This is a genomic window from Mycobacterium sp. 4D054 (assembly GCF_052245755.1).
Taxonomy (GTDB): Bacteria; Actinomycetota; Actinomycetes; order Mycobacteriales; family Mycobacteriaceae; genus Mycobacterium.
This window is the reverse complement of record NZ_JBQQCF010000009.1, coordinates 89,767-112,055: the sequence shown is the minus strand read 5'-3', so window position 1 is coordinate 112,055 and position 22,289 is coordinate 89,767. Positions and strand designations below refer to the sequence as shown.

General features: G+C 68.6%; 21 protein-coding genes and 1 pseudogene. 12 read left to right on the top strand and 10 right to left on the bottom strand.

Annotation, left to right across the window (positions count from 1 at the left end; translation table 11 throughout):
* The first annotated feature begins 2 nt into the window (after window positions 1–2).
* The 9 genes and pseudogenes from ACTWP6_RS09525 (at window position 3) to ACTWP6_RS09485 (ending at window position 9,823) form a co-directional block, all read left to right on the top strand.
* Window positions 3–1,205, top strand: a complete 1,203-nt coding sequence (locus ACTWP6_RS09525) for an MCE family protein (protein WP_443187479.1) — start codon at window positions 3–5, stop codon at window positions 1,203–1,205.
* Window positions 1,205–2,233 (top strand): MCE family protein, encoded by a 1,029-nt coding sequence (locus tag ACTWP6_RS09520; protein WP_443187478.1) that lies wholly within the window; start codon window positions 1,205–1,207, stop codon window positions 2,231–2,233. The genes ACTWP6_RS09525 and ACTWP6_RS09520 overlap by 1 nt, the downstream gene beginning before the upstream one ends.
* On the top strand, window positions 2,226–3,284 hold the full coding sequence (locus tag ACTWP6_RS09515; protein ID WP_260755444.1) for a virulence factor Mce family protein: 1,059 nt from the start codon (window positions 2,226–2,228) through the stop codon (window positions 3,282–3,284). The genes ACTWP6_RS09520 and ACTWP6_RS09515 overlap by 8 nt, the downstream gene beginning before the upstream one ends.
* Window positions 3,281–4,654, top strand: a complete 1,374-nt coding sequence (locus ACTWP6_RS09510; RefSeq protein ID WP_260755443.1) for an MCE family protein — start codon at window positions 3,281–3,283, stop codon at window positions 4,652–4,654. Before ACTWP6_RS09515 ends, ACTWP6_RS09510 begins: the two co-directional genes overlap by 4 nt.
* Entirely contained in the window at window positions 4,651–5,805 is a 1,155-nt protein-coding gene (locus ACTWP6_RS09505) for an MCE family protein (RefSeq protein ID WP_260755442.1), read from the top strand. The genes ACTWP6_RS09510 and ACTWP6_RS09505 overlap by 4 nt, the downstream gene beginning before the upstream one ends.
* Window positions 5,805–7,508, top strand: a complete 1,704-nt coding sequence (locus tag ACTWP6_RS09500) for an MCE family protein (RefSeq protein WP_260755441.1) — start codon at window positions 5,805–5,807, stop codon at window positions 7,506–7,508. Before ACTWP6_RS09505 ends, ACTWP6_RS09500 begins: the two co-directional genes overlap by 1 nt.
* A gap of 3 nt (window positions 7,509–7,511) precedes the next feature.
* Window positions 7,512–8,189, top strand: a complete 678-nt coding sequence (locus ACTWP6_RS09495; RefSeq protein ID WP_260755440.1) for a mammalian cell entry protein — start codon at window positions 7,512–7,514, stop codon at window positions 8,187–8,189.
* Window positions 8,189–8,683 (top strand): nuclear transport factor 2 family protein, encoded by a 495-nt coding sequence (locus tag ACTWP6_RS09490; protein WP_260755439.1) that lies wholly within the window; start codon window positions 8,189–8,191, stop codon window positions 8,681–8,683. The genes ACTWP6_RS09495 and ACTWP6_RS09490 overlap by 1 nt, the downstream gene beginning before the upstream one ends.
* 121 nt (window positions 8,684–8,804) lie before the next feature.
* Window positions 8,805–9,823: pseudogene (locus tag ACTWP6_RS09485) on the top strand (NAD-dependent epimerase/dehydratase family protein).
* Here the strand turns inward: ACTWP6_RS09485 and ACTWP6_RS09480 are convergent.
* From ACTWP6_RS09480 to ACTWP6_RS09465, 4 genes are all read right to left on the bottom strand, one after another.
* Window positions 9,773–10,357: a TetR/AcrR family transcriptional regulator gene (locus ACTWP6_RS09480; RefSeq protein ID WP_260755438.1), complete on the bottom strand. Its 585-nt coding sequence runs from the start codon at window positions 10,355–10,357 to the stop codon at window positions 9,773–9,775. The pseudogene ACTWP6_RS09485 and the gene ACTWP6_RS09480 sit on opposite strands and share 51 nt — an antisense overlap.
* A complete protein-coding gene (locus tag ACTWP6_RS09475) occupies window positions 10,354–11,208 on the bottom strand; it encodes an SDR family oxidoreductase (protein ID WP_260755437.1) in 855 nt (284 codons plus the stop codon). Before ACTWP6_RS09475 ends, ACTWP6_RS09480 begins: the two co-directional genes overlap by 4 nt.
* 67 nt (window positions 11,209–11,275) lie before the next feature.
* Entirely contained in the window at window positions 11,276–12,754 is a 1,479-nt protein-coding gene (locus tag ACTWP6_RS09470; RefSeq protein ID WP_260755436.1) for an alpha,alpha-trehalose-phosphate synthase (UDP-forming), read from the bottom strand.
* Window positions 12,754–12,918, bottom strand: a complete 165-nt coding sequence (locus tag ACTWP6_RS09465) for a hypothetical protein (RefSeq protein WP_014817721.1) — start codon at window positions 12,916–12,918, stop codon at window positions 12,754–12,756. Before ACTWP6_RS09465 ends, ACTWP6_RS09470 begins: the two co-directional genes overlap by 1 nt.
* 70 nt (window positions 12,919–12,988) lie before the next feature.
* Between ACTWP6_RS09465 and ACTWP6_RS09460 the strand changes: the two genes are divergently transcribed.
* Together ACTWP6_RS09460 and ACTWP6_RS09455 are read left to right on the top strand one after the other, a co-directional pair.
* On the top strand, window positions 12,989–13,894 hold the full coding sequence (locus ACTWP6_RS09460; RefSeq protein ID WP_260755435.1) for an enoyl-CoA hydratase: 906 nt from the start codon (window positions 12,989–12,991) through the stop codon (window positions 13,892–13,894).
* 54 nt (window positions 13,895–13,948) lie between these two features.
* A complete protein-coding gene (locus ACTWP6_RS09455) occupies window positions 13,949–14,794 on the top strand; it encodes an SDR family oxidoreductase (RefSeq protein WP_443187477.1) in 846 nt (281 codons plus the stop codon).
* A 5-nt stretch (window positions 14,795–14,799) separates the two neighbouring features.
* On the opposite strand, the gene ACTWP6_RS09450 is transcribed toward ACTWP6_RS09455, so the two are convergent.
* From ACTWP6_RS09450 to ACTWP6_RS09425, 6 genes are all read right to left on the bottom strand, one after another.
* The gene (locus ACTWP6_RS09450; protein WP_443187476.1) at window positions 14,800–15,690 is read right to left on the bottom strand and encodes an NAD(P)-dependent oxidoreductase; all 891 of its coding nucleotides are present in this window, start codon (window positions 15,688–15,690) and stop codon (window positions 14,800–14,802) included.
* A 132-nt stretch (window positions 15,691–15,822) separates the two neighbouring features.
* Window positions 15,823–16,296: a (2Fe-2S)-binding protein gene (locus ACTWP6_RS09445; protein ID WP_260755432.1), complete on the bottom strand. Its 474-nt coding sequence runs from the start codon at window positions 16,294–16,296 to the stop codon at window positions 15,823–15,825.
* Window positions 16,289–17,182: an FAD binding domain-containing protein gene (locus ACTWP6_RS09440; protein ID WP_443187475.1), complete on the bottom strand. Its 894-nt coding sequence runs from the start codon at window positions 17,180–17,182 to the stop codon at window positions 16,289–16,291. The genes ACTWP6_RS09445 and ACTWP6_RS09440 overlap by 8 nt, the downstream gene beginning before the upstream one ends.
* A complete protein-coding gene (locus tag ACTWP6_RS09435; protein WP_443187474.1) occupies window positions 17,179–17,874 on the bottom strand; it encodes an SRPBCC family protein in 696 nt (231 codons plus the stop codon). The genes ACTWP6_RS09440 and ACTWP6_RS09435 overlap by 4 nt, the downstream gene beginning before the upstream one ends.
* 2 nt (window positions 17,875–17,876) lie before the next feature.
* Complete coding sequence (locus ACTWP6_RS09430) at window positions 17,877–20,267, bottom strand: xanthine dehydrogenase family protein molybdopterin-binding subunit (protein WP_443187473.1); 2,391 nt, start codon at window positions 20,265–20,267, stop codon at window positions 17,877–17,879.
* Between the two features lie 118 nt (window positions 20,268–20,385).
* On the bottom strand, window positions 20,386–21,507 hold the full coding sequence (locus tag ACTWP6_RS09425) for an XdhC family protein (protein ID WP_443187472.1): 1,122 nt from the start codon (window positions 21,505–21,507) through the stop codon (window positions 20,386–20,388).
* 28 nt (window positions 21,508–21,535) lie between these two features.
* Here ACTWP6_RS09425 and ACTWP6_RS09420 point away from each other — a divergent pair, with 28 nt between their 5' ends.
* Window positions 21,536–22,201 carry a M15 family metallopeptidase gene (locus ACTWP6_RS09420; protein WP_260755427.1) on the top strand — a complete coding sequence of 222 codons (666 nt, stop codon included), beginning with the start codon at window positions 21,536–21,538 and terminating at the stop codon, window positions 22,199–22,201.
* Window positions 22,202–22,289: the final 88 nt, after the last annotated feature.

Sequence of the window (22,289 nt, the reverse complement as noted above, 5' to 3'; positions counted from 1 at the left end):
CGATGGCCGACGGTGACGCCAAGCGCAGCCAGGTGAGGATCGCTGCGGCGATCCTCGCTGTGCTGGTGCTGATCGCCGTCGTGTTCACCTACCTGTCCTACACGGCGGCGTTCACCCCGACCGACAGGGTCACGGTGCTGTCGCCGCGGGCCGGTCTGGGGATGGACGTCGACGCGAAGGTCAAGTACCGCGGGATCCAGGTCGGCAAGGTGGAGTCGATCGAGTACGCCGGCGACGCAGCGAAACTCACCCTGGCCATCAACCGCGGCGACATGCGCTACATCCCGGCCGATGCTCCGGTACGCATCGCCGGTACCACGATCTTCGGCGCCAAGGCGGTCGAGTTCCTTCCTCCGGAAGACCCGGACGGCCAGTCGCTGAGAGCCGGCGCCGAGGTCAAGGCCGACAGTGTGCAGCTAGAGGTCAACACGCTGTTCCAGACGCTGACCGACCTGTTGGACAAGATCGACCCGATCAACCTCAACGCCGCGCTGTCGGCTCTCGGTGAGGGCCTGCGTGGCAACGGCGACGACCTCGGCGCACTGTTGTCGGGCCTGAACTCCTACCTGGGCCAGCTGAACCCGAAGCTGCCTGCGCTGCAAGAGGATCTGCGTCGCACCGCTGTGGTCACCGACATCTACGGCGACGCCGGCCCGGACCTGGTCCGGGTGCTGGAGAACGCGCCCGCGATCAGCCAGACCATCGTCGACGAGCAGGACAACCTCAACGCCGCACTGCTGGCCGCCACCGGGCTGGCCAACAACGGCACCGCCACCTTCGAGTCGGCGGCCGACGACTACATCGCCGCGATACAGCGGCTGCGCGCACCGCTGAAGGTCGCCGCCGAGTACTCTCCGGTGTTCGGCTGCACCCTCAAAGGCACCGCCAACGCGGTCGACCGCTTCGCCCCGATCATCGGCGGGATCCGTCCCGGCCTGTTCGTGTCGTCGAACTTCCTGCCGGGCTCGCCCGCCTACACCTATCCCGAGAGCCTGCCGATCGTGAACGCGTCTGGCGGCCCGAACTGCCGTGGCCTGCCGGAGGTTCCGAGCAAGCAGTTCGGCGGGTCGTGGTACCACACGCCCTTCCTGGTCACCGACAACGCATATGTTCCCTACCAGCCGAACACCGAGTTGCAGTTCGACGCGCCCTCGACGCTGCAGTTCCTGTTCAACGGCGCCTACGCGGAAAGGGACGACTTCTAGTGAGGCGTGACAGAACCCTCATCAGCGTCAGCGTCTTCACCGTCGCGATGCTGCTGGTCGCCGCGATACTCGTGGTGGTCTTCGGCGAGTTCCGATTCGCCTCCGAGGACAAGTACCACGCGACCTTCGACGACGCGTCTCGGCTCACGGCCGGGCAGGATGTGCGCATCGCCGGTGTCCCGGTCGGTACCGTCGAAGACGTCACGCTCAATCCCGACAACACCGTCGACGTCGCGTTCAGCGTCAACGATCGCTACCAGCTCTACACCTCGACCAAGGCCGTGGTGCGCTACGAGAACCTGGTCGGCGATCGCTACCTCGAGATCACCTCGGGCCCCGGGGATCTCGTCAAGCTGCCCAAGGGCGGCACCATTGTCAACACTCAACCCGCGCTGGATCTGGACGCGCTGCTGGGTGGGCTCAAGCCGGTGCTCAAGGGTCTTGACGGTGCCAAGGTCAACGAGATCAGCAGCGCGGTCATCGAACTGCTCCAGGGTGAGGGTGGGGCCCTGTCGGCGATGCTGGCGAACACCAGCGCGTTCACCCAGACGCTGGCCGCCCGCGATCAGCTCATCGGCGATGTGATCACCAACCTGAACACGGTGCTGGGCACCGTGGACGAGAAGGGTGAACAGTTCAACGCCAGTGTCGACCAGCTGCAGAAGCTGATCACCGGGCTGGCCGAGGGCCGTGATCCGATCGCCGGAGCCATCGGCCCGCTGGCGTCGGCCGAGAATGATCTGACCGACATGCTGGAGCAGTCCCGCAGGCCGGTGCAGGGCGTGATCGAGAACGTCCGGCCGTTCGCACAGCGCTTCGACGAGCGCAAGGCGGACGTGAACAAGGTCATCGAGCCGCTGGCGGAGAACTATCTGAGGCTCAACGCGCTCGGCGCTTACGGCTCGTTCTTCAACATCTTCTACTGCTCGACGCGGGGGAAGATCAACGGCCCGGCGGGCAGCGACATCCTGATCCCGTTCGGCGGTCCGCCGGATCCGAGTAAGGGGAGGTGTGCCGAAGTTGAGTAGTCCGGAGGGTTCGAACCCCTTGCGCACCGGGATCTTCGGGATCGTCCTGGTGGCGTGCCTGGTGCTGGTGTCGTTCGGGTACTCGAGCCTGCCGTTCTTCCCGCAGGGCAAGCCGTATGAGGCGTACTTCGCCGACGCCGGCGGCATCACGCCGGGCAACGACGTGAACGTCTCGGGCCTCGCGGTCGGCAAGGTGACCGCGGTCGAATTGGCCGGTGACGCCGCCAAGATCACCTTCACCGTCGACCGGGCCGTGAAGGTGGGCGACCAGTCGCTGGTCGCAATCAAGACCGATACCGTGCTCGGTGAGAAGTCGCTGGCCATCACGCCCAAGGGCGGGGGCGAGTCCACGGTGATCCCGTTGGGGCGCACCACGACTCCGTACACCCTCAACACCGCGCTGCAGGATCTCGGGCAGAACATCTCGGCGCTCGACAAGCCGAAGTTCGAGATGGCGCTGCAGACGTTGACCGATTCTCTGCGCGAGGCCACCCCTCAACTGCGCAGCGCGCTCGACGGAGTCGCGAACCTGTCCCGCAGCCTGAACGCCCGCGACGAGGCGCTCGATCAGCTTCTCGCCCACGCTAAGAACGTGTCGGACACATTGGCGCAACGCTCCGGTCAGGTCAATCAGCTGATCACCGATGGCAACCTGTTGTTCGCCGCGCTCGACGAGCGGCGCCAGGCGTTGAGCAACCTGATCGCGGGCATCGACGATGTCTCGGAACAGCTCTCCGGGTTCGTCGCCGACAACCGGCGCGAGTTCAAGCCGGCGCTGGAGAAGCTGAACCTGGTGCTGGACAATCTACTTGAGCGCCGCGAGCACATCAGCGAGGCACTCAGGCGGCTTCCGCCCTACGCCACCGCGCTCGGCGAGGTGGTCGGCTCTGGGCCCGGTTTCCAGATCAACCTGTACGGTCTGCCGCCCGCCCCGATCGCCGAGGTGCTCCTCGACACCTACTTCCAACCGGGCAAGCTGCCCGACAGCCTGTCCGACATGCTCCGCGGCTACATCTCGGAGCGGATGATCATCAGGCCGAAGTCGCCATGACGCAAGGGAACTCAGTGCGGCGGAGCCGCTGGATACGAACCGTCCTGGTGTGCGTGCTGGTCCTCACGCTCATTGTCGGCGCCTACCTGGTGTGGCCCAGCCGTGCCGGGCAGAAGATCACGGCGTACTTCACGTCGGCGGTCGGCCTGTACCCCGGTGACGACGTCCGGGTGGTCGGTGTGCCGGTCGGCAAGATCGACTCGATCGAGCCGCGTGCCGGCGACGTGAAGATCACCATGACCGTCGACGGCGACGTCAAGATCCCCGCCGACGCCAAGGCCCTGGTCATCGCGCCGAACCTGGTGTCTGCCAGATTCATTCAGCTGGCACCCGCCTACACGGGCGGGGCCGAACTGGGCGACGGCGCCGAGATCGGTCTGGACCGCACCGCCGTGCCCGTGGAGTGGGACGAGGTCAAGGAGCAGCTGACCCAGCTGAGCGCTCAGCTGGGCCCGCAACAGGGTTCGTTGCAGGGCCCGCTCACCTCTTTCGTCAACCAGGCCGCCGACACCTTCGACGGCAACGGGGACACGTTCCGCCGTGCGCTGCGTGAGCTGTCCCAGACCGCGGGGCGGTTGGGCGATTCCCGCACCGATCTGTTCGGCACGATCCGAAACCTGCAGATCTTGGTCGATGCGCTGTCGAACAGCAACGAACAGATCGTGCAGTTCACCAACCACGTCGCGTCGGTGTCGCAGGTGCTGGCCGATGCCACCACGGATCTCGACGTCACGTTGGGCACCCTCAACCAGGCGCTCAGCGACGTGCGCGGCTTCCTCGGGGAGAGCAACGAGGCGCTGATCGGTCAGGTCAACCGGCTGACCGACTTCACCAACATCCTCACCGAGCACAGCGACGACATCGAACAGATCCTGCATGTCACACCGAACGGCCTGAGCAACTTCTACAACATCTACAACCCGGCGCAGGGCACCGTCGGCGGTCTGCTGACGCTGCCGAACTTCGGCAACCCGGTGCAATTCATCTGCGGCGGCACGTTCGACGCGGCCGCCACCCCGGACAACTACAAGCGGGCCGAGATCTGCCGCCAGCGGATGGGCCCGGTGTTCAAGCGCATCACGATGAACTACCCGCCGCTGTTGTTCCACCCGATCAACAGCATCACCGCCTACAAGGGGCAGATCATCTACGACACCCCTCAGACCGAGGCCAAGGCCGAGACCCCGGTGCCGTACCTGCAGTGGCAGAACGCCCCCGGCGTCACGCCGCCGCAGGTCGCCCCGGACGCCGACCTGAGCTCGCTGCTGGTCCCGGCCGAGGGCCCGGAGTCGTCGACCTCGCACGCCGGTGGACCCGAGACCGGACCGTCGACCGCCGGACCTGCCGCACCCGCGGAGGCGGGCCGATGATCCGTCGCGCATTGGGTCTCTCGTCGGTCACGCTGCTGTTGGCCGGCTGCCAATTCGGTGGCCTGAACTCGCTGAACATGCCCGGCACCGCCGGTCACGGCGAGGGCTCGTACACGATCACCGTGGAATTGCCCGATGTTTCGACGCTGCCGCAGAACTCGCCGGTGATGGTCGACGACGTGACCGTCGGCAGCGTGTCGGGGGTGGACGCCGTGCAGCGCCCCGACGGCACGTTCTACGCGAAGGTCCAGTTGTCCCTAGACGGCAACGTCAGGCTGCCGGCCAACGCCACCGCGAAGGTCGCGCAGACCTCGCTGCTCGGTTCGCAGCACATCGAGCTGGCGGCGCCGGCGGACGGCACCGGCATCCTGGCCGACGGCGGCGAGATACCGATGGACCGCACCGGTAACTATCCGACCACCGAGGAGGTGCTGTCGTCGCTCGGCGTGGTCGTGAACAAGGGCAATCTCGGTGCGCTGCAGGACATCACCGATGAGGCCTACACCGCCGTCGCGGACCGGTCCGGCACATTCGCGGGTCTGCTGCCCAGGCTTGCGGAACTGACCGCGTCGTTGGATCGACAGACCGGTGACATCATCGCTGCGGCCGAGGGCCTGGACCGGTTCGCCGCAATCCTGGCTCGCAGCAAGGACGGTCTGGGCCGCACGCTGGACACGCTGCCCGAGGCGCTGGCGGTGCTCAATGACAACCGCGCACAGATCGTCGAGGCGTTCACCGCGCTGCGCAGCTTCGCCACCGTGGCCTCCCGGGTGCTTCAGGAGACCAAGGACGATTTCGCCGCGGACTTCAAGGACCTGTTCCCGGTCATCAAGTCGCTCAACGACAACGTCGACTACCTGATCAAGGACCTTGAGTTCCTGCCGACGTTCCCGTTCCACTACAAGTACCTGCGCAACGCGGTGCGCGGTGACTACCTGAACGTGTACGTCACGTTCGACCTGACCCTGCGCCGCGTCGGTGAATCGGTCTTCACCACCTCGTTGGGTCTGGACCCGAACATGAAGCGGATGAGCGAGGTCGTCAACCCGCCCGACTTCCTCACCGGTGCGATGGCCAACCTGTCCGGCCAGGCAGCTGATCCGTTCAAGATCCCCCCTGGCACGGCCACGCAACACGAGGGGGCGCCGTAATGCTGGATCGCCTGACCCGTCTCCAACTGACGATCTTCGCGATCGTCACCGTGCTCAGCGTCGGTGCGGTGGCGCTGTTCTATCTGCACGTGCCCGCGGCCGTCGGAATCGGCGCCTACAACGTCACCGCCAACTTCGTCGCCGGCGGCGGGATCTACGAGAACGCCAACGTGACCTACCGCGGCGTCACCGTCGGCCACGTCAAGTCGGTCGGCCTGTCCGACCGCGGTGTCGTCGCACACATGCAGTTGAACAGTGGCACACCGGTTCCGGAGAACGTGACGGCGACCGTCAAAAGCGTCTCGGCGATCGGCGAGCAGTACATCGACCTGGTGCCGCCCGAGCACGCGTCCGAGGCGACGCTGCGTGAAGGCTCGGACATCGGCATGGACCGCACCGCGATCGGGCAGGACATCGCCGGGCTGCTGTCGGAGGCCGACGCACTCGTGCGCAGCGTCAGCAACAGTCGCCTGCAGGACCTGCTGCGGGAGGCGTTCAAGGCGTTCAACGGTTCCGGCCCCGAACTGGCCCGGTTGATCCAATCGTCCCGCCTGCTGGTCGACGAGGCCAATGCGAACTTCCCGCAGACCGCGCAGTTGATCGACCAGGCCGGACCGTTCCTGGACGCGCAGATCCGCGGCGGCGACGACATCAGGTCGCTGGCGGAGTCGCTGGGCCGGTTGACCACCGAGGTGGCGGGCGCCGACCCGCAGCTGCGCACCACGTTGCAGACCGTGCCCGGCACCGCCGCCGTCGCGAACGAGACGTTCGACGGCATCCGGCCGTCGTTCCCGATGCTCGCCGCCAACCTGGCCAACTTCGGCCGGATCGGGGTGATCTACAACAAGTCGCTCGAGCATGCGCTGGTGGTGTTCCCGGCACTGCTCGCCGCGCTGAACACCGTCGCCGGCGGCGTGCCCGCCGACGAGGGCGGCAAGCTGGACTTCAAGATCCATCTCCAGGATCCGCCGCCGTGCGCCACTGGGTTCATCCCGGCCACGCAGATCAGGTCCCCGGCCGACACCACGCTGCGCGACCTTCCCACCGATCTGTACTGCAAGGTGCCGCAGAACGATCCGAGCGTGGTGCGCGGTGCACGTAACTACCCGTGCCAGGAGTTCCCCGGCAAGCGCGCGCCCACCGTGCAACTCTGCCGCGACCCGCGCGGGTACGTGCCGATCGGCAACAACCCGTGGCGCGGACCGCCGGTCCCGGTCGGCACGCCGATCCAGGACGGCCGTAACATTCTGCCGCCCAACAAGTTCCCGATGATCCCGCCGCAGGTCGATCCCGATCCGGGTCCACCTGCGGTGCAGCTGCCCCCGGGGGTGGCGCCCGGTCCCGGACCGGCGCCGCACGCGCCGTTCCCCCTACCGGTCCCGCCGAACGAGCAGGGCCCCCAGCCGGCCCCGTGGCCGTACTTCGCCCCGCCGGACCAGGTGGTGCCGCCGTACGGGCGCCCGCCGCTGGCGCCGCCCGCGCCGGCACCGGCCCCCGCCGCGCCCGCACCGGCCCCCGCCGCGCCCAGCGCGCCACTGCCCGCCGAGGCCCCCCTGGCGAGTGGGACCTCGACGGCGACCTACGATCGGAACGGCAAGTTCGTCGACCCGGCAGGTGGCGTCGGCGTGTACGCGCCCGGTTCGGACAAGCTGGCGCCGGCAGAGAACTGGGTCGATCTGATGTTGGCGCCGAAGCAGGTGTAGGTAGTGCAAGAGTCTGTTCCCACCCCGCAGCGGGTGCGCCGCCGGGCGTCGCGCGCCGCGGGTCCCGCCAAGGCCGAGGCCACGCCCTCGCCCGCCGGGCTGAGCGTCGAAGTGTCCGCGCCGGTGCGCTCCGCGCGGCCCGTCGGCCCTCCACCGCGGCGGCGGCCACACCGGCAGATGGTGGCGATCCTGTCGATCGCGATCACGGCGGTCGCGGTGGGCGCACTGGTCGCCGCGGTCGTGATGATGGTCGGCCAGCAGAGCGCCATCGAGGCCAAGCAAGACCGTGAGCGCCGGTTCGTCGACACCGCGGCGCAGTCGGTAGTCAACATGTTCAGCTACACCCAGAACACGATCGACGAGAGCGTGGACCGGTTCGTCGACGGAACCAGCGGCCCGTTGCGCGCGATGATGACGCAGGAGGGCAACGTCGAGAACCTCAAGTTGCTGTTCCGCGACACCAACGCCAGTTCCGAGGCGGTGGTCAACGGTGCGGCGCTCGAGGAGATCGACGAGATCGCCCAGAACGCGAAAGTGATGGTGTCGGTGCGCGTTACGGTGACCGATCTGGACGGGAACAACGCACCGTCCGAGCCGTACCGGATGCGCGTCATCGTCCATGAGGACGACAACGGGCACATGACGGCCTACGACCTCAAATACCCCGACGGGGGCAACTGATGCGAGACTGGCCCGCCAGGCTTCTCGGGGCGCTCGCGGTGCTTCTGGCCACCGGTTTCGTCGCGCTGTCCGCTGTCGGCGGCTGGCTGTACTGGAATCGGGTGGAGCTCAACGGCGAAGAACAGGCTCGTGCCGAGTTGCCCTCGCTGGCGCAAGAGCAGATTCCGCTGGTGTTCGGCTTCGACTACCAGACCGTGGAGCGCAGTTTCGCCGAGGTGTATCCGATGCTGACCCCGGAATATCGCCAGGAGTTCCAGGACCGCGTCACCAACGAGATCATCCCGCAGGCACGCGACCGTGAGCTCGTCAGCCAGGCCCACACGGTCGGAGCGGGAATCCTTGACGCAGCGCGCACCTCGGCATCGGTGATGGTCTACATGAACCGCACGGTGACCGACAAAGGCAAGGAGTCCGTCTACGACGGCAGCCGTCTGCGGGTCGACTACAAGAAGGTCGACGGCAAGTGGCTGATCGCCTACATCACCCCGATCTGAACCGCCCCTACGTTCAGGCCGGCGCCGACACCTGACCACCGGTCTCGACCCTGGCCGCCCCTGATCACCGTTTCGATGCCATTGGTATCGTAATGTCATGGCGGGCGACGAGGAGATCTCCATGCAGATCGCGGTCACCGGGGGCATCGGCTGTCTCGGCGCGCACACCGTTCGGGCGCTCCTGCAGGCGCGGCACCGGGTCCGACTCCTGGTCCTCCCGCAGGAACAGGACGCTGCGGTGCTCCGTAGCCTCCGGGATCTGGGCGAGGTCTCCGTCGTCGTCGGCGACATCCGCGACGAGTCCACCGTTACCGCGCTGTTGACCGTGCCGACGCGGTGGTCCACGCCGCCGGTGTGGTCGGGACCGACGAACGTCGCGCACAGCTGATGTGGGACATCAACGCCTACGCGACCGAACGAGTCCTGACCCGGGCCGTCGACCTCGGGTTGGATCCCGTCGTGTCGGTGAGCAGTTACAGTGCACTGTTCCCACCGCCGGACGGCGTCATCTCGGCTGACTCGCCGACTTCCGATGGGCGCAGCACCTACGCCAAGACCATAGGTTATGCCGACCGGGTGGCGCGCCGCCTGCAGGAGGCGGGCGCACCGGTCGTGGTGACCTACCCGTCCAGCGTGGTCGGCGCCGCGTTCCACACCGCCGCGGGAGTCACCGAGCGCGGATGGGCGCCCATCGTGCGGTCCCGGGTGGCGCCGAGGGTGCGCGCGGGCATGCAGATGATCGACGTCCGGGACGTGGCCGATGTGCACACCGCGCTGATGCGGCCCGGCCGCGGCCCGCGCCGCTACGTCTGCGGCGGTGTGATGCTGACTTTCGACGAGATGATCGACGCACTGGAGGCCGGGTTGGGGCGGCCGGTCCGCCGAGTTCCCTTGCCGCCCGGGGTGCTGCTGGCGCTCGGCCGGCTCTCCGACGCCGTCGGTCGCTACGTCCCGCTGGGTGACGGCCTGAGCTACGAGGCCGCATTGCTTCTCACCTCGGCCACACCGACCGACGACCGCGCCACCACCGACGATCTCGGCCTGCGCTGGCGCTCGCCCAGGCAGGCCATCATCGAATCCTTCTCCGCCTCAGCGGTTGCCGACAGCATCGCTCAGCAGTTGGGCGATCCTGCGCCGTAGCGCGTCGGAGTCGTCGTCGGTGGCGACCGTGGTCAGCAAGAGCGCCGAACCGGCCGCCATCACCAGCGCCGCGCGGGCATCAAGCTCGGCGCGTCGGCGCTGGGCGGGGGTGCGTGTCGGGACGTGCTCGGTGTACAGCGCCACCGCCGGACCGCTGAAGCTCTTCCACAGCCTGTCGCGCAGTTCGTCGTTTTCGGCCAGCGCCAGCAGCAGGCCCGGCACCGCGGCACGCACGTCGCTGCGGGCGAACAACTCGTGGCTGCCGCGCACCACCCACTGGATCCACCCGTCCAGGTCCGTCCCGGAAAACGGTGACATGTCCGGGGTTTCGCCGAGAACGGCCTGCAGCACGAGCTCGGCCTTCGAGTTCCACCGGCGGTTCAGGCTCGACCGGCCGACTCCGGCGCGCGCCGCGACCAGGCGCACGCTCAGTTCGTCCCAGCCGACCTCCGCCAGCAGCTCGCGGGTGGCCGCAAACACCCGGTCGTCGATCGACGAGTCGCGGGGGCGCCCGGTGGGCCTGCCGTCACTCACGCCGGTCGGCTTCGACCGCGGTACCGCCGCAGGTACCGTACGACCCGGCGCAACGGATACGGACGCGGCCAGTCATCGCCACGGAAAAGTGCATCAGTGCCCCCGTCAACGAAAACCACGCTGCCACAGGAGAAATCGGCGGCATCGGAGAGCATGAAACACATCCAGCGGGCCAGCAGTCCGGGCTCGCCGTAGCCGCCCACGGGCACCGGGAAGCGTTCGACGAGCTTGCCCTGACGCTTGTCGGCGAGCTGCTCCTGTAGCAGCGGGGTCAGGACCGCGCCGGGGGCGAGGACGTTGAGCCGGATGCCGGCGCCGGCCCACTCGGGCAGCACGGCGGTACGCCGGGCCCAGCGGGTGACCGCGATCTTGGAGGCCGCGTAGACCATGGCGGGCCGGCCGGGACCGTAGAGTCGGGTGGACCGTACGGCGCCGTCGACGTCTCCGGCCAGCAGTGCGCGCACCGCGCGTCCGGGTACCCCCGGCGTAGTGGTGGTCGAATTGCTGCCCACGACAACGACCTTCGCGTGCTGCGCGACGGCAAGTGCGGGGCGCCAGCGTTGCAGGAGATCGACGACGCCGAGGTGGTTCACCGTGGCGATCAGCCGGAGACGGTCTGCGCCCTTGCCAGGGCCCAGGCCAGCCGCCATCAGGGCTCCGTCGAGGCGACCGGCGCACGCGGTCAGCACCTGCTCTGCGGCGTGGGCCCGGCCATCGACGCTCGACAGGTCGGCCACAACGTCGGCGTCCTTGATGTCGACGGTGATCACGGTGTGGCCGTCGGCCCGGAGCTGGGCCACCGCGGCGGCGCCCATTCCCGATGCCGAACCGGTGACTGCGTAGGTCGCCATCGATGTGCCTTTCGCCGCGCGGCGGAATCCGATTCCACTGGTATCGGAATGCTAGCGGAGCTCGACGTCACTCCTGGCCGGACGGTTCCTTGGATGCGAGGGCGTCGAGGAACGCCCGGGCCCAGCGGTCGACGTCGTGGGCGAGGACCTGCCGGCGTAGCGCCCGCATTCGGCGCCTGCCCTCCTCGGGGGCCTGGTTCAGCGCCGCCTCGATGGCGTCCTTGACCCCTTCGAGGTGGTGCGGGTTGGTCAGGTAGGCCTGACGCAGTTCGGCTGCGGCGCCGGTGAATTCGCTGAGCACCAGCGCACCGCCGAGGTCGCTGCGGCAGGCGACGTACTCCTTGGCCACCAGGTTCATCCCGTCGCGCAGTGGCGTGACCAGCATGACGTCGGCGGCGACGAAGAACGCGACGAGGTCCTCGCGGGGGATCGGGCGGTGCAGGTAGTGCAGGACGGGGTGGCCGACCTCGCCGAACTCCCCGTTGACATGGCCGACCTGGCGTTCGATCTCCTCGCGCATCGCGATGTAGCTCTCCACGCGCTCCCGGCTCGGCGTGGCGAGCTGCACCAGCACGGTGTCCTCGGGGTTGATGCGGCCTTCTTCGAGCAATTCGGAGAACGCCCTCAGCCGCACGTCGATGCCCTTGGTGTAATCCAGCCGGTCCACCCCGAGCAGGATCTTGCGCGGGTTGCCCAATTCGGCGCGGATCTCGCGGGCGCGCTGCCGGATGGTCCGGCTTCTGGCCTGCTGGTCGAGGTCGGCGGAGTCGATCGAGATGGGGAACGCGCCGACCTTGACCGTGCGGAACCCGAAATGCACCTCGCCGAACCGCGAACGCACGCCGACGGTGGCGCGGGAGGTGGTCGCGCCGACCAGCCGACGGGCCAGGATCAGGAAGTTCTGTGCGCCGCCCGGAAGGTGGAAGCCCACCAGGTCGGCACCCAGCAAGCCCTCGGTGATCTCGGTGCGCCACGGCATCTGCAGGAACAGCTCCACCGGCGGGAACGGGATGTGCAGGAAGAAGCCGATGGTCAGATCCGGGCGCAGCATCCGCAGCATCTTGGGGACCAGCTGCAGCTGGTAGTCCTGCACCCAGACCGTGGCGTTCGGTGCCGCGGCGCGCGCCGCGGCCTCGGCGAACCGCCGGTTGACCTCGACATAGCGGTCCCACCACTGCCGGTGGTAGATCGGCTTGACGATGACGTCGTGGTAGAGCGGCCACAGCGTGGCGTTGGAGAAACCCTCGTAGTATTCGGCGACGTCCTCGGCGCTGAGCCGGACCGGGACCAGCGTCATCCCGTCCTGCTCGATCGGCTCGGTGGACGCGTCGGGGTCATCAGCGTCCTCGGGGACACCCGGCCAGCCGATCCAGGCTCCGTGCCTGCGCCGCAGCAGTGGTTCCAGTGCGGTTACCAGCCCCCCGGGGCTGCGCTTCCACTCGACGGTGCCGTCGGGTTTCCGCACCATGTCGATCGGCAGCCGATTGGCCACCACGACGAAGTCGGCACCTCCGGAGCGGGCCTCGGCACCGCTCTCGGACGTCATTAGGCGTCGAGCTTCGCCGGTCCGATACCCAGCATCGACAGGAAGACGCGGCACTCGTCGGCGTCGGTGGCGTAGGCGGCCACGACGCGACGCGCCTGGCGCTCGGTGCTGTCAGCGATAGGCTCGACGTCGCCGATCTCGGCGGGATCAGATTTCGCAGGCATGGATCAACTCTAGCCAACTACCGGGACTGTTCCGGGGTGCTGTACTCGGACGTGACACTTCCGCCGTAATGTGTATCGCGTGGCGAACCCTGAGCAGGTGACATACGAGACCCTCGACGAGGGTCGCATCGCGCGGATCTGGCTGAACCGCCCCGAGGCGCAGAACGCACAGTCCCGCACGCTGCTGGTGCAACTGGACGAGGCGTTCGGGCGGGCCGAGGCCGACGACAACGTCCGGGTGGTCATCCTGGCCGCGCGGGGCAAGAACTTCTCGGCCGGGCACGACCTGGGCTCGGAGGAGGCGCTGGCCGAGCGGGCCCCCGGCCCGGACCAGCACCCGACGTTCACCTGCAACGGCGCCACCCGCGACGCCGTGATCGAGCGGACGTACCTGCAGGAGTGGCACTACTTCTTCAACAACACCAGCCGCTGGCGCGACCTGCGCAAGATCACCATCGCGCAGGTGCAGGGAAACGCGATTTCGGCGGCGCTGATGCTGATCTGGGCGTGCGATTTGATCGTCGCGTCCGACGACGCCAAGTTCAGCGACGTGGTCGCCGTGCGGATGGGGATGCCGGGCGTGGAGTACTACGCCCACCCGTGGGAGTTCGGCCCGCGCAAAGCCAAGGAGCTGCTGCTCACCGGCGATGCGATCGACGCCGACGAGGCACACCGGCTCGGCATGGTGTCGAAGGTGTTCCCGCGCGCCGAGCTCGAGGACAAGACGCTGGAGTTCGCGCGGCGGATCGCCGAGCGGCCTACGATGGCCGCGCTGTTGGTCAAGGATTCGGTCAATGCGGCCAGCGACGCGATGGGCTTCGCCGAGGCGCTGCGGCACGCGTTCCACATCCACGAACTCGGGCACGCGCACTGGGCGGCTCACAACGAGAACCGGTTCCCGGTCGGCCTGCCGCCGGATGTGCCGGACTGGCGCACCCTGGGTGCGCCAAAGCTGTCCCGCCGCGACGAGCCGTGACGTATAACTGGAACCTGTTCTAGTTAGCCTGACTACCCGTCGGAGGGACTTCCCATGTTGCTGTCGCTGTCAGAACGCACGTACCTGATCACGGGCGGTGGCAGCGGGATCGGCAAGGGCGTGGCAGCCGCCGTGGTCGCCTCCGGGGGCAACGTGATGCTGGCCGGGCGGAACGCCGACAAGCTCGCGGCCGCCGCCGAGGAGCTCAAGACGGTGGCCGCCGGCGACGGCGCGGGTGAGGTGAACTACCAGGCGGCCGACGTGACCGACGAGGACGACGCGGCGCGGCTGGTGGAGGCGGCGACCGCGTGGCGCGGCCGACTCGACGGTGTCGTGCACAGCGCAGGCGGTTCGGAGACCATCGGACCGCTCACCCAGATCGACTCCGCCGCGTGGCGGAACACCGTCGACCTGAACGTCAACGGCACCATGTACGTGCTCAAGCACAGCGCGCGGGAGATGGTGCGCGGCGGTGGGGGAGCGTTCATCGGTATCTCGTCGATCGCCTCGAGCAACACCCACCGCTGGTTCGGCGCCTACGGGCCGAGCAAGGCCGCGCTCGACCATCTGATGATGGTGGCCGCCGACGAACTGGGCCCGTCCTCGGTCCGGGTCAACGGCATCCGCCCGGGGCTGACGCGCACCGACATGGTCGCGCCGATCATGGAGTCGCCGGCCATCAGCGAGGACTACCGGGCCTGCACGCCGCTGCCCCGCGTCGGCGAGGTCGAGGACATCGCCAACCTGGCGGTGTTCCTGCTCAGCGACGCGGCCAGTTTCATCACCGGGCAGGTCATCAATGTCGACGGCGGGCACGGCTTGCGCCGGGGCCCCGACCTGTCCAGCATGCTCGAGCCGATCTTCGGCGCCGACGGGCTGCGCGGGGTCGTTTCCAGCTAGCGAGGTCAGGCACCGGGTTTTCTGCCGCCGGCCTCCCAGGCCGCCAGCGCGCCGAGCGCGGACCAGTCGAGGTCGCGGCCGCCGCCGGCGAGCAGCGTCAGGAACCGGTCGCGGATCAGGCTGGCAACCGGCAGCGGCACCTGAAGTTCTTCGCCTGCGGTCAGCACCAAGCGGATGTCCTTGAGACCGAGATGCGCGGCGAATCCGGCGGGCTCGAACTCCTCGCGCGCCAGCAGCCCGCCGTAGGTCTGGTAGGCAGGCGCGGCGAACAGCGTGGATGTCAGCAGCTCGAGGTACTGCTGCTTGTCGACGCCGGCCTTGTCCACCAACGCCATCGCCTCACCGAGCGATTCGATGACCGAGGCGATCAGAAAGTTGCCCGACAGCTTCACCAGGTTGGCGACCTTCGGGTCGTCGGACACGACGAACGAGCGCTGGCCGATCGCGTCGAACACCGGCTGCAGAGACTGCACGGCATCCGCCGAACCCGCGGCCACGACGAACAGCTTGGCCGCGGCGGCGGCCTCCGGCCTGCCGAATACCGGTGCCGACACGAACACCTGCCCGGCGTCGGCGTGCGCGGCGGTCAGCCGGTCGGCCAGGGCGACGCTGATGGTGCTGGAGGACACGTGGACCGCGCCGGCGGGAAGCGACGCGAGAATGCCGCCGTCGCCGAACGCGACTGTTTCGAGGGCGGTGTCGTCGGCCAGCATCGAGATCACGACCTCGGCGTCGCATGCGGCCGCGACCGTCGGCACCGGCGTGGCGCCACGCTCGGCGAGAGCGGCGGCCTTCTCGGGCGAGCGGTTGTAGGCGAGGACCTCGTGCCCCGCCGCCAACAGATTGGCGGCCATGGCTGAGCCCATGTTGCCTAGCCCGACGAACCCGATCCTCATGCCCAACCCCTTCGCCGAACGTGCATTCCACGCGCCAGTTTCGCGTATTGACGCGCGCTACGTGCGATCTCGGTGGGCTGGGTCGCCGGGAAACCCCGTGCTCCGGTGCGGCCGCGGAGGCGAGGCAGGGCGTCAGCTGGTGGTTTCGGCCGCGCGCTTGACCGCGTTGACGATGCCCTGATAGCCCGTGCACCGGCAGAAGTTGCCGGACAGGCCCTCACGGATCTCCTCGTCGGTGGGGCTGGGGTTGTCCCTCAGCAGCGCGGTGATGCTGGTGACGAATCCCGGGGTGCAGAAGCCGCATTGCAGTCCGTGGCACTCGCGCATCGCGGCCTGCACCGGCGAGAGTTCACCGTCCTTGCCGGCGATGCCCTCGACCGTGGTGACCTCCTGGCCGTCGACCTGCACCGCGAAGATCAGACACGACCGGACAGCCTGGCCGTCGAGCAGCACGGTGCACGCGCCGCAGGCACCGTGTTCGCAGCCCAGGTGCGTGCCCGTCAGCCCGCAGTTCTCCCGCAGGTAGTCGGCCAACGTCAGACGTGGCTCGACGGTCCCTGCGTAGCGGCGGCCGTTGACCGACACCTCGACGGGATGTTCATGCATTGAGGGCCTCCGTCGTTTCAAGAGCAGCAGTGGTTGCCTGTGACCATGCCCGCGCGGCCATCGTGGCGCCGACCTTGGTGCGGTACGCCGCGGTGCCCTGCAGGTCGGACGGAACATCGTCGAGCGCGGAGACGGCCAGCCGGCCGAACTCCTCGGCGGTGATGTCGCTGACGGGTCGTCCGACGACGGCCTGTTCGGCCGGGGTGCCGCGCTCGGGGGTGGACCCGAGCCCCAGCAGCCCGATCCCGCAGCGGGACACCGTGCCGTGATCGTCGAGCTCGACGGCCACCGTCGCGCCGGCGATCGCGAAATCGCCGTGACGCCGGGCGAATTCCTGAACGGCGAAGCCGCATCGTCGCGACCACACCGGGAAGGTCACCGCGGTCAAGATCTCGTCGGAGGCCAGCGCGGTCTCCCACAGGCCGGTGAAGAACTCGGCCGCCGCGATCCGTCGCGTCCCGCTCGCGGAGGTGGCCTCGATCTCGGCGTCCAGTGCCAGTGCGACCGCCGCGTACTCGGCCGCCGGGTCGGCGTGGGCGATGGCGCCGCCCAACGTGCCGCGGGTGCGGATCTGGAAGTGCCCGATGTGCGGGGTGGACAGGGTCAGCAGCGGAACCGATTCCGCCACTTCGTCATCCATACCGACCAGGGCGTGCGGGGTGCCGGCTCCGATCCGGACCGCGTCGCCGCGCAACTCGATGTCGCGCAGATCATCGATCCGGGAGATGTCGATCAGGTTCTCGAAGTGCGTCAGCCTCATCGCCAGCATCGGCACCAGGCTCTGTCCACCGGCGAGGATCTTCGCGTCGTCGCCGAATTCACCGAGCAGCGACACCGCGTCCGCGACCGTGTCGGGGCGGTGGTAGGCGAAGGGAGCAGCCTTCATGAGGACAGCAACCGGGCCAACAGGGTCTGTAGATCGTCGGCGAGCACGGCCGCGGCGGGTGCGGAGCGCTTGCGCCGCCCGAGCAGGAAGCCGAGCGCGCCCGCGGCCGCGGCCGCGGCGATCACCGGGGCGAACCGCTTGGCCATCGGCACCGCGACGACCTTCAGCAGGTCGACGGAATCACCGGCCGGCTGGGCCGCCGCCGCGGCCGCCTCGGCGGTCGGCGCCGTCGTTGCGGTGGCCGGGGTATCGCCGAGCAGTTCGGCTTCCAGACTGCGGGCGAACTGCGCGATCAGGTTGCCGGACACGTCGGCCAGTACCCCTCGGCCGAACTGCGCGGCCTTGCCGGAGATCGCCAAGTCGGTGGTGATGCCGACATAGGTCGACTCGCCCTCGTCCTTGAGCTGTGCGGTGACGGTGGCCGCCGCGGTCCCGCTGCCGCGGGTCTCCTTGCCCTCTGCGCGCAGCACGATCCGCCGTGCCGAAGCGTCCTTCTCCTGATAGGACGCGATGCCTTTGTAGGACACGGTGATCGGACCCACCTTGACCTTCACGGCGCCGTGGAAGGTGTCACCGTCGACGGACAGCAGTGTGGCGCCGGGAAGGCAGGGGGCGACGCGCTCGACGTCGGTGAAGACGTCCCAGACCTCGGTGGGCGGGACCGCCACCCGGAATTCGTTGTTCAGTTCCACCGTCAGTGGTCCTTTCCTGCTAGTCCTGCGCGCTCGATGAGCTCGACGATCGTGGCCGGTGTTGCGGGTAACTGGGTCAGGGTGACACCGAGCGGGGCCAGCGCGTCGTTGATCGCGTTGATGACCGCCGGCGGTGAGCCGATCGCCCCGCCCTCACCGGCACCCTTGTATCCGCCCACTCCGGGTCCGGGGATCTCGACGTGGCCGAATTCGATCGGCGGCACCTCGGTAGCCGTGGGTAGCAGGTAGTCGACGAATGTCGACGCGATCGGATTGCCGGCTTCGTCGTAGGCGAGCTTCTCCAGCAGCGCCCCGCCGATGCCCTGCACAGTGCCGCCGGCGACCTGGCCTTCGACCACGTTCGGGTTGATCATCGGGCCGACGTCCTCGCTGACGATGTAGCGGGTCAGTGTGACCTGACCGGTCTCGATGTCCACCTCGCAGGTGCACACGTGAGTCGCGTTGGCCCAGTGGATCATCGCCTGTGAGTTGAACCGTGCGGTGGCCTCCAGGGTCGGCGGGACACCGCCGAGCTGGGCGGGGTCGTAATAGGAGCGGTAGGCGATGTCGGCGAAGCTGACGCCCTTGTCGGGGTCGTTGCGCACGGTGGCCTTTGAGTTCGCGAGCACGACCTCGGACTCCTCGACTCCGAGCATCTGCGCGGCGATCGCGAGGATCTGCCCGCGCAGGATGGAGCCGGCCTCGTTGACCGCGCCCGCGGTCATCGGCCCGCTGCGGCTGCCCTGGGTGCCCGCTCCATAGGGTGTCACCGCGGTGTCACCCTGGATCGTGGCGACATCTTCGATGTTGGCGCCCAACGCATCCGCGGTCAGCTGCACCACAGTGGTCTCGATACTGTTACCTGCGGACCCGCCGTTGACGTAGACGTTGATCTTGCCGGTGGACTCCATCCGCACCGTGGCGCCCTCGGTCGCGAGGTTTCCGGTCGCCGCGCCGGTCGGCTCTATGTAGGCGGAGAACCCGAGCCCGATGTAGCGCCCCTCGGCCAGCGCCTCGGCCTGCTCCTTGCGAAAGCCCTCGTGGTCGAGGATCTTGACGGCCTGTTCGAATGTGTCTGCGGGCGCGCAGTTGTCGTAGGGCATGCCGTTGGGATTGAAGAACGGCATCTCATCGCCGCGCAGGATGTTGATCCGGCGCAACTCGACCGGATCCATTCCCATCTTGCGAGCCGCGCAGTCGAGAAGTATTTCCCGCGTGAGGGTTTCGTATTGCCAGGGGCCGCGGTAGGCGTGCAGTCCGGGCGTGTTGGAGAACACGGTCTTGTAGTTGAAGCTGGCTTTGGGCACCCGGTACGGGCCGGGGAAGAACATGCCGATCGCGGCGGTGGTCAGCACCGGATACGGCGTGGGGTAGGACCCGACGTCCTGGATGAAGTCGATGTCGGCGGCCAGGATCTTGCCGTCGTCGTCGAACGCCATCCGCACCGTGCCGTCGACGTGGCGGGATTGCCCGGCCGACATCAGGTTCTCGCGGCGGTCCTCGATCCATTTCAGTGCTGCGCCCGATTGCGCGTTCGACGTCGCGGCAGCCACCTTGCGCGCGGCGAGCAGGATGCACATGTCCTCGCGCATCGGGACGACCTTCTGCCCGAACGCACCGCCGGTGTCGCGCATGATGACCCGCACCCCCTGGGCCGGGATGCCCAGCAGCCGCGCGGCGAATGCGCGCAGCTCGTGCGGTGTCTGCGTCGACGCCCACACGGTGAGTTCGTCGGTCGCCGCGGTCCACTCCACGACCATGCCGCGGGTCTCCATCGGCACGGGTACGTACATCTGCTGGTAGATGTGCTCGGAGACGACATGGGGCGCCGAGGCGAACAACTCCTCATCCGGCGGCATGCCGCCCATCCCGCCGGCGACGTTGTCGGGATATGCCTCGTGCACCACCGGTACCCCGGCCTCGGCGCCGCCGACGGCGGTCCGGAAATCGGCCACCGCGGGCAGCGGTTCGTAGTCGACCTCGACGAGGTCGACGGCGTCCTCGGCGAGGTAGCGACTGTCGGCGACCACGAGTGCGACCGGGTCGCCGACGAACTTCGCCTCGCCCTCGGCCAACGGCGGCCGCGGGGTGTCCGGCACATCCTTGCCGGCGACCGCGTGCCAGGCCTCTTTGACGTCCGGGTTGAGATCGGCCGCGGTGAACACGGCGTGCACGCCGGGCAGGGCGAGCGCTGCGGACGCATCGATGCCCCGGATGGTCGCGCGCGCGAACGGGCTGCGCACGAAGCACGCGTGCAGCATGCCCGGGCGGTTGATGTCGTCGACGAAACGGCCGTGACCGGTGAGAAGGCGGCTGTCCTCGACGCGAGGGATGCGCTGTCCGGCGTAGCGCGGGGCGACGGCGTCGGCAGCGTTGACGGCGGTGTCGGTCACAGGGGATCACACTCCTCGGGCTGTGAAGAGTGACGTTATCGCATCCGAGAGCGACATTTCCACCACTACTGTCTCACTGCCCGCGGTGGTCGTTGTCTCACCGCATCGCGGGGCTGCGTCAGGTCTGGTGGTGGATTCGTCCCCGGGTCTCGGTCAGGGGTCGGCCCTCCCCGCCCCACCTCCTCGCGATGATCTCTGCGGCGATCGACACCGCGGTCTCCTCCGGGGTCCGGGCGCCCAGGTCGAGGCCGATCGGGCTGGCCAGCCGGGCCAGTTCCGTGTCGGTCAGGCCCGCCTCACGCAGCCTCCCGATCCGGTCGTCGTGGGTGCGACGCGATCCCATCACGCCGATGTAGCCGACCTCGGGCAGGCGCAGGGCCACCTGCAGGACGGGCACGTCGAACTTCGGGTCGTGCGTCAGCACGCAGATCGCGGTGCGGGAATCGATCTCGCCGCCTTCGGCCTGGGCGCGCAGGTAACGGTCCGGCCAGTCCACCACCACCTCTTCGGCAGCGGGGAACCGTGCCGTAGTGGCGAACACCGGCCTGGCGTCGCACACGGTCACCCGGTAGCCCAGGAAGGCCGCCTGCGTCGCAAGCGCGGACGCGAAGTCGATGGCGCCGAACACCAGCATCCTCGGACGGGGGGCGTGGCTGGAGACGAACACCTCCATGCCCGACTCCTGACGCTCACCGTCCGCGCCGTAGGTCAGCGTCGCCGAGCGGCCCGCCAGCAGCAGCCCCCGCGCGTCGTCGGCCACCGCGTCGTCGGTGCGCGCGGACCCGAGCGTTCCGTTCCGCGCATCGGGTCCCACGACCATTCGCAATCCCACGCGCAGCGGATCAGGGTGTGTGATCACCGTGGCCACCGCCACGGCGCGGTGCGCGGCAATGTCGTCAGCCACCTGATGCAGTTGCGGAAACGTCTGGCGCGACACCGGTTCGGTGAAGATGTCGATGATCCCGCCGCAGGTCAGGCCGATGGAGAACGCGTCATCGTCGCTGATGCCGTACCGCTGAAGCTGCGGCGTCCCGCTGGCGACGACCTCGTTGGCGGTGTCGTACACGGCGGCCTCGACGCAACCCCCCGACACCGATCCGGCCACCGATCCGTCGGGGGAGACGACCATTGCCGCGCCGGGCGGACGGGGCGCCGACCGGATGGTGCGCACCACCGTGGCCAGACCGGCCGTCCCGCCGGACCGCCAGATCGTCAGCAACTCGTCGAGGACGTCGCGCACGAGCGAAGTGTATGCCTACCCTTGCGGGATGAGCGTTGTCGCACTGCGCTGCTTGATCATTGGCGCCCTCGCCGCGGTGGCCGCGGTCGGACCGTCCGCCACCGGTGCGGCGTCGCCGGTGCCGCCGGTGTCGGACTCCGCCGGTGCGGCCGGCCTCGTCGACGTGCGCAGCGTCGTCCCCGATGCGGTGATCGACCTGCGGTACGCGACCACGGACAACTTCGTCGGTATCCAGCTGTATCCGGTCGGCGCCCGCTGTATGGTGCACGAATCGCTGGCGCCCGGCCTTGCGGTCGCGGCGGATCTGCTGCGTGCGGGCGGGGAGCGGCTCGTTTTCTGGGACTGCTACCGGCCGCACGCCGTACAGGTCCGGATGTTCGAGGCCGTGCCGGATCCGTCATGGGTGGCGCGGCCCGGTCCGTTCGCGCGCAGCCACGTCGCGGGCCGTTCGGTGGATGTGACGCTGGCCGGTGCCGACGGGCTGGTGGACATGGGCACGGGGTTCGACGACTTTTCGCCGCGCAGTTTGGCCTACGCGGCCGACGGCGTGAGCGCGGCCGCGCAGGCCAACCGGGCCCGGTTGCGTGACGCGATGGTGGCCGGCGGATTCACCGTCTACGCCGGGGAGTGGTGGCATTTCGACGGGCCGGGGGCGGCCGTTGAACGGCCGATCCTCGATGTCCCGCTGGTCTGACCGCGCCCAGGATTCCGCCGAAATCGCATTCCACGCGGCCCTTTTCGTGTGTAGGCCGCGTGGAATGCGATTTCGGCCGGGGGAGTGG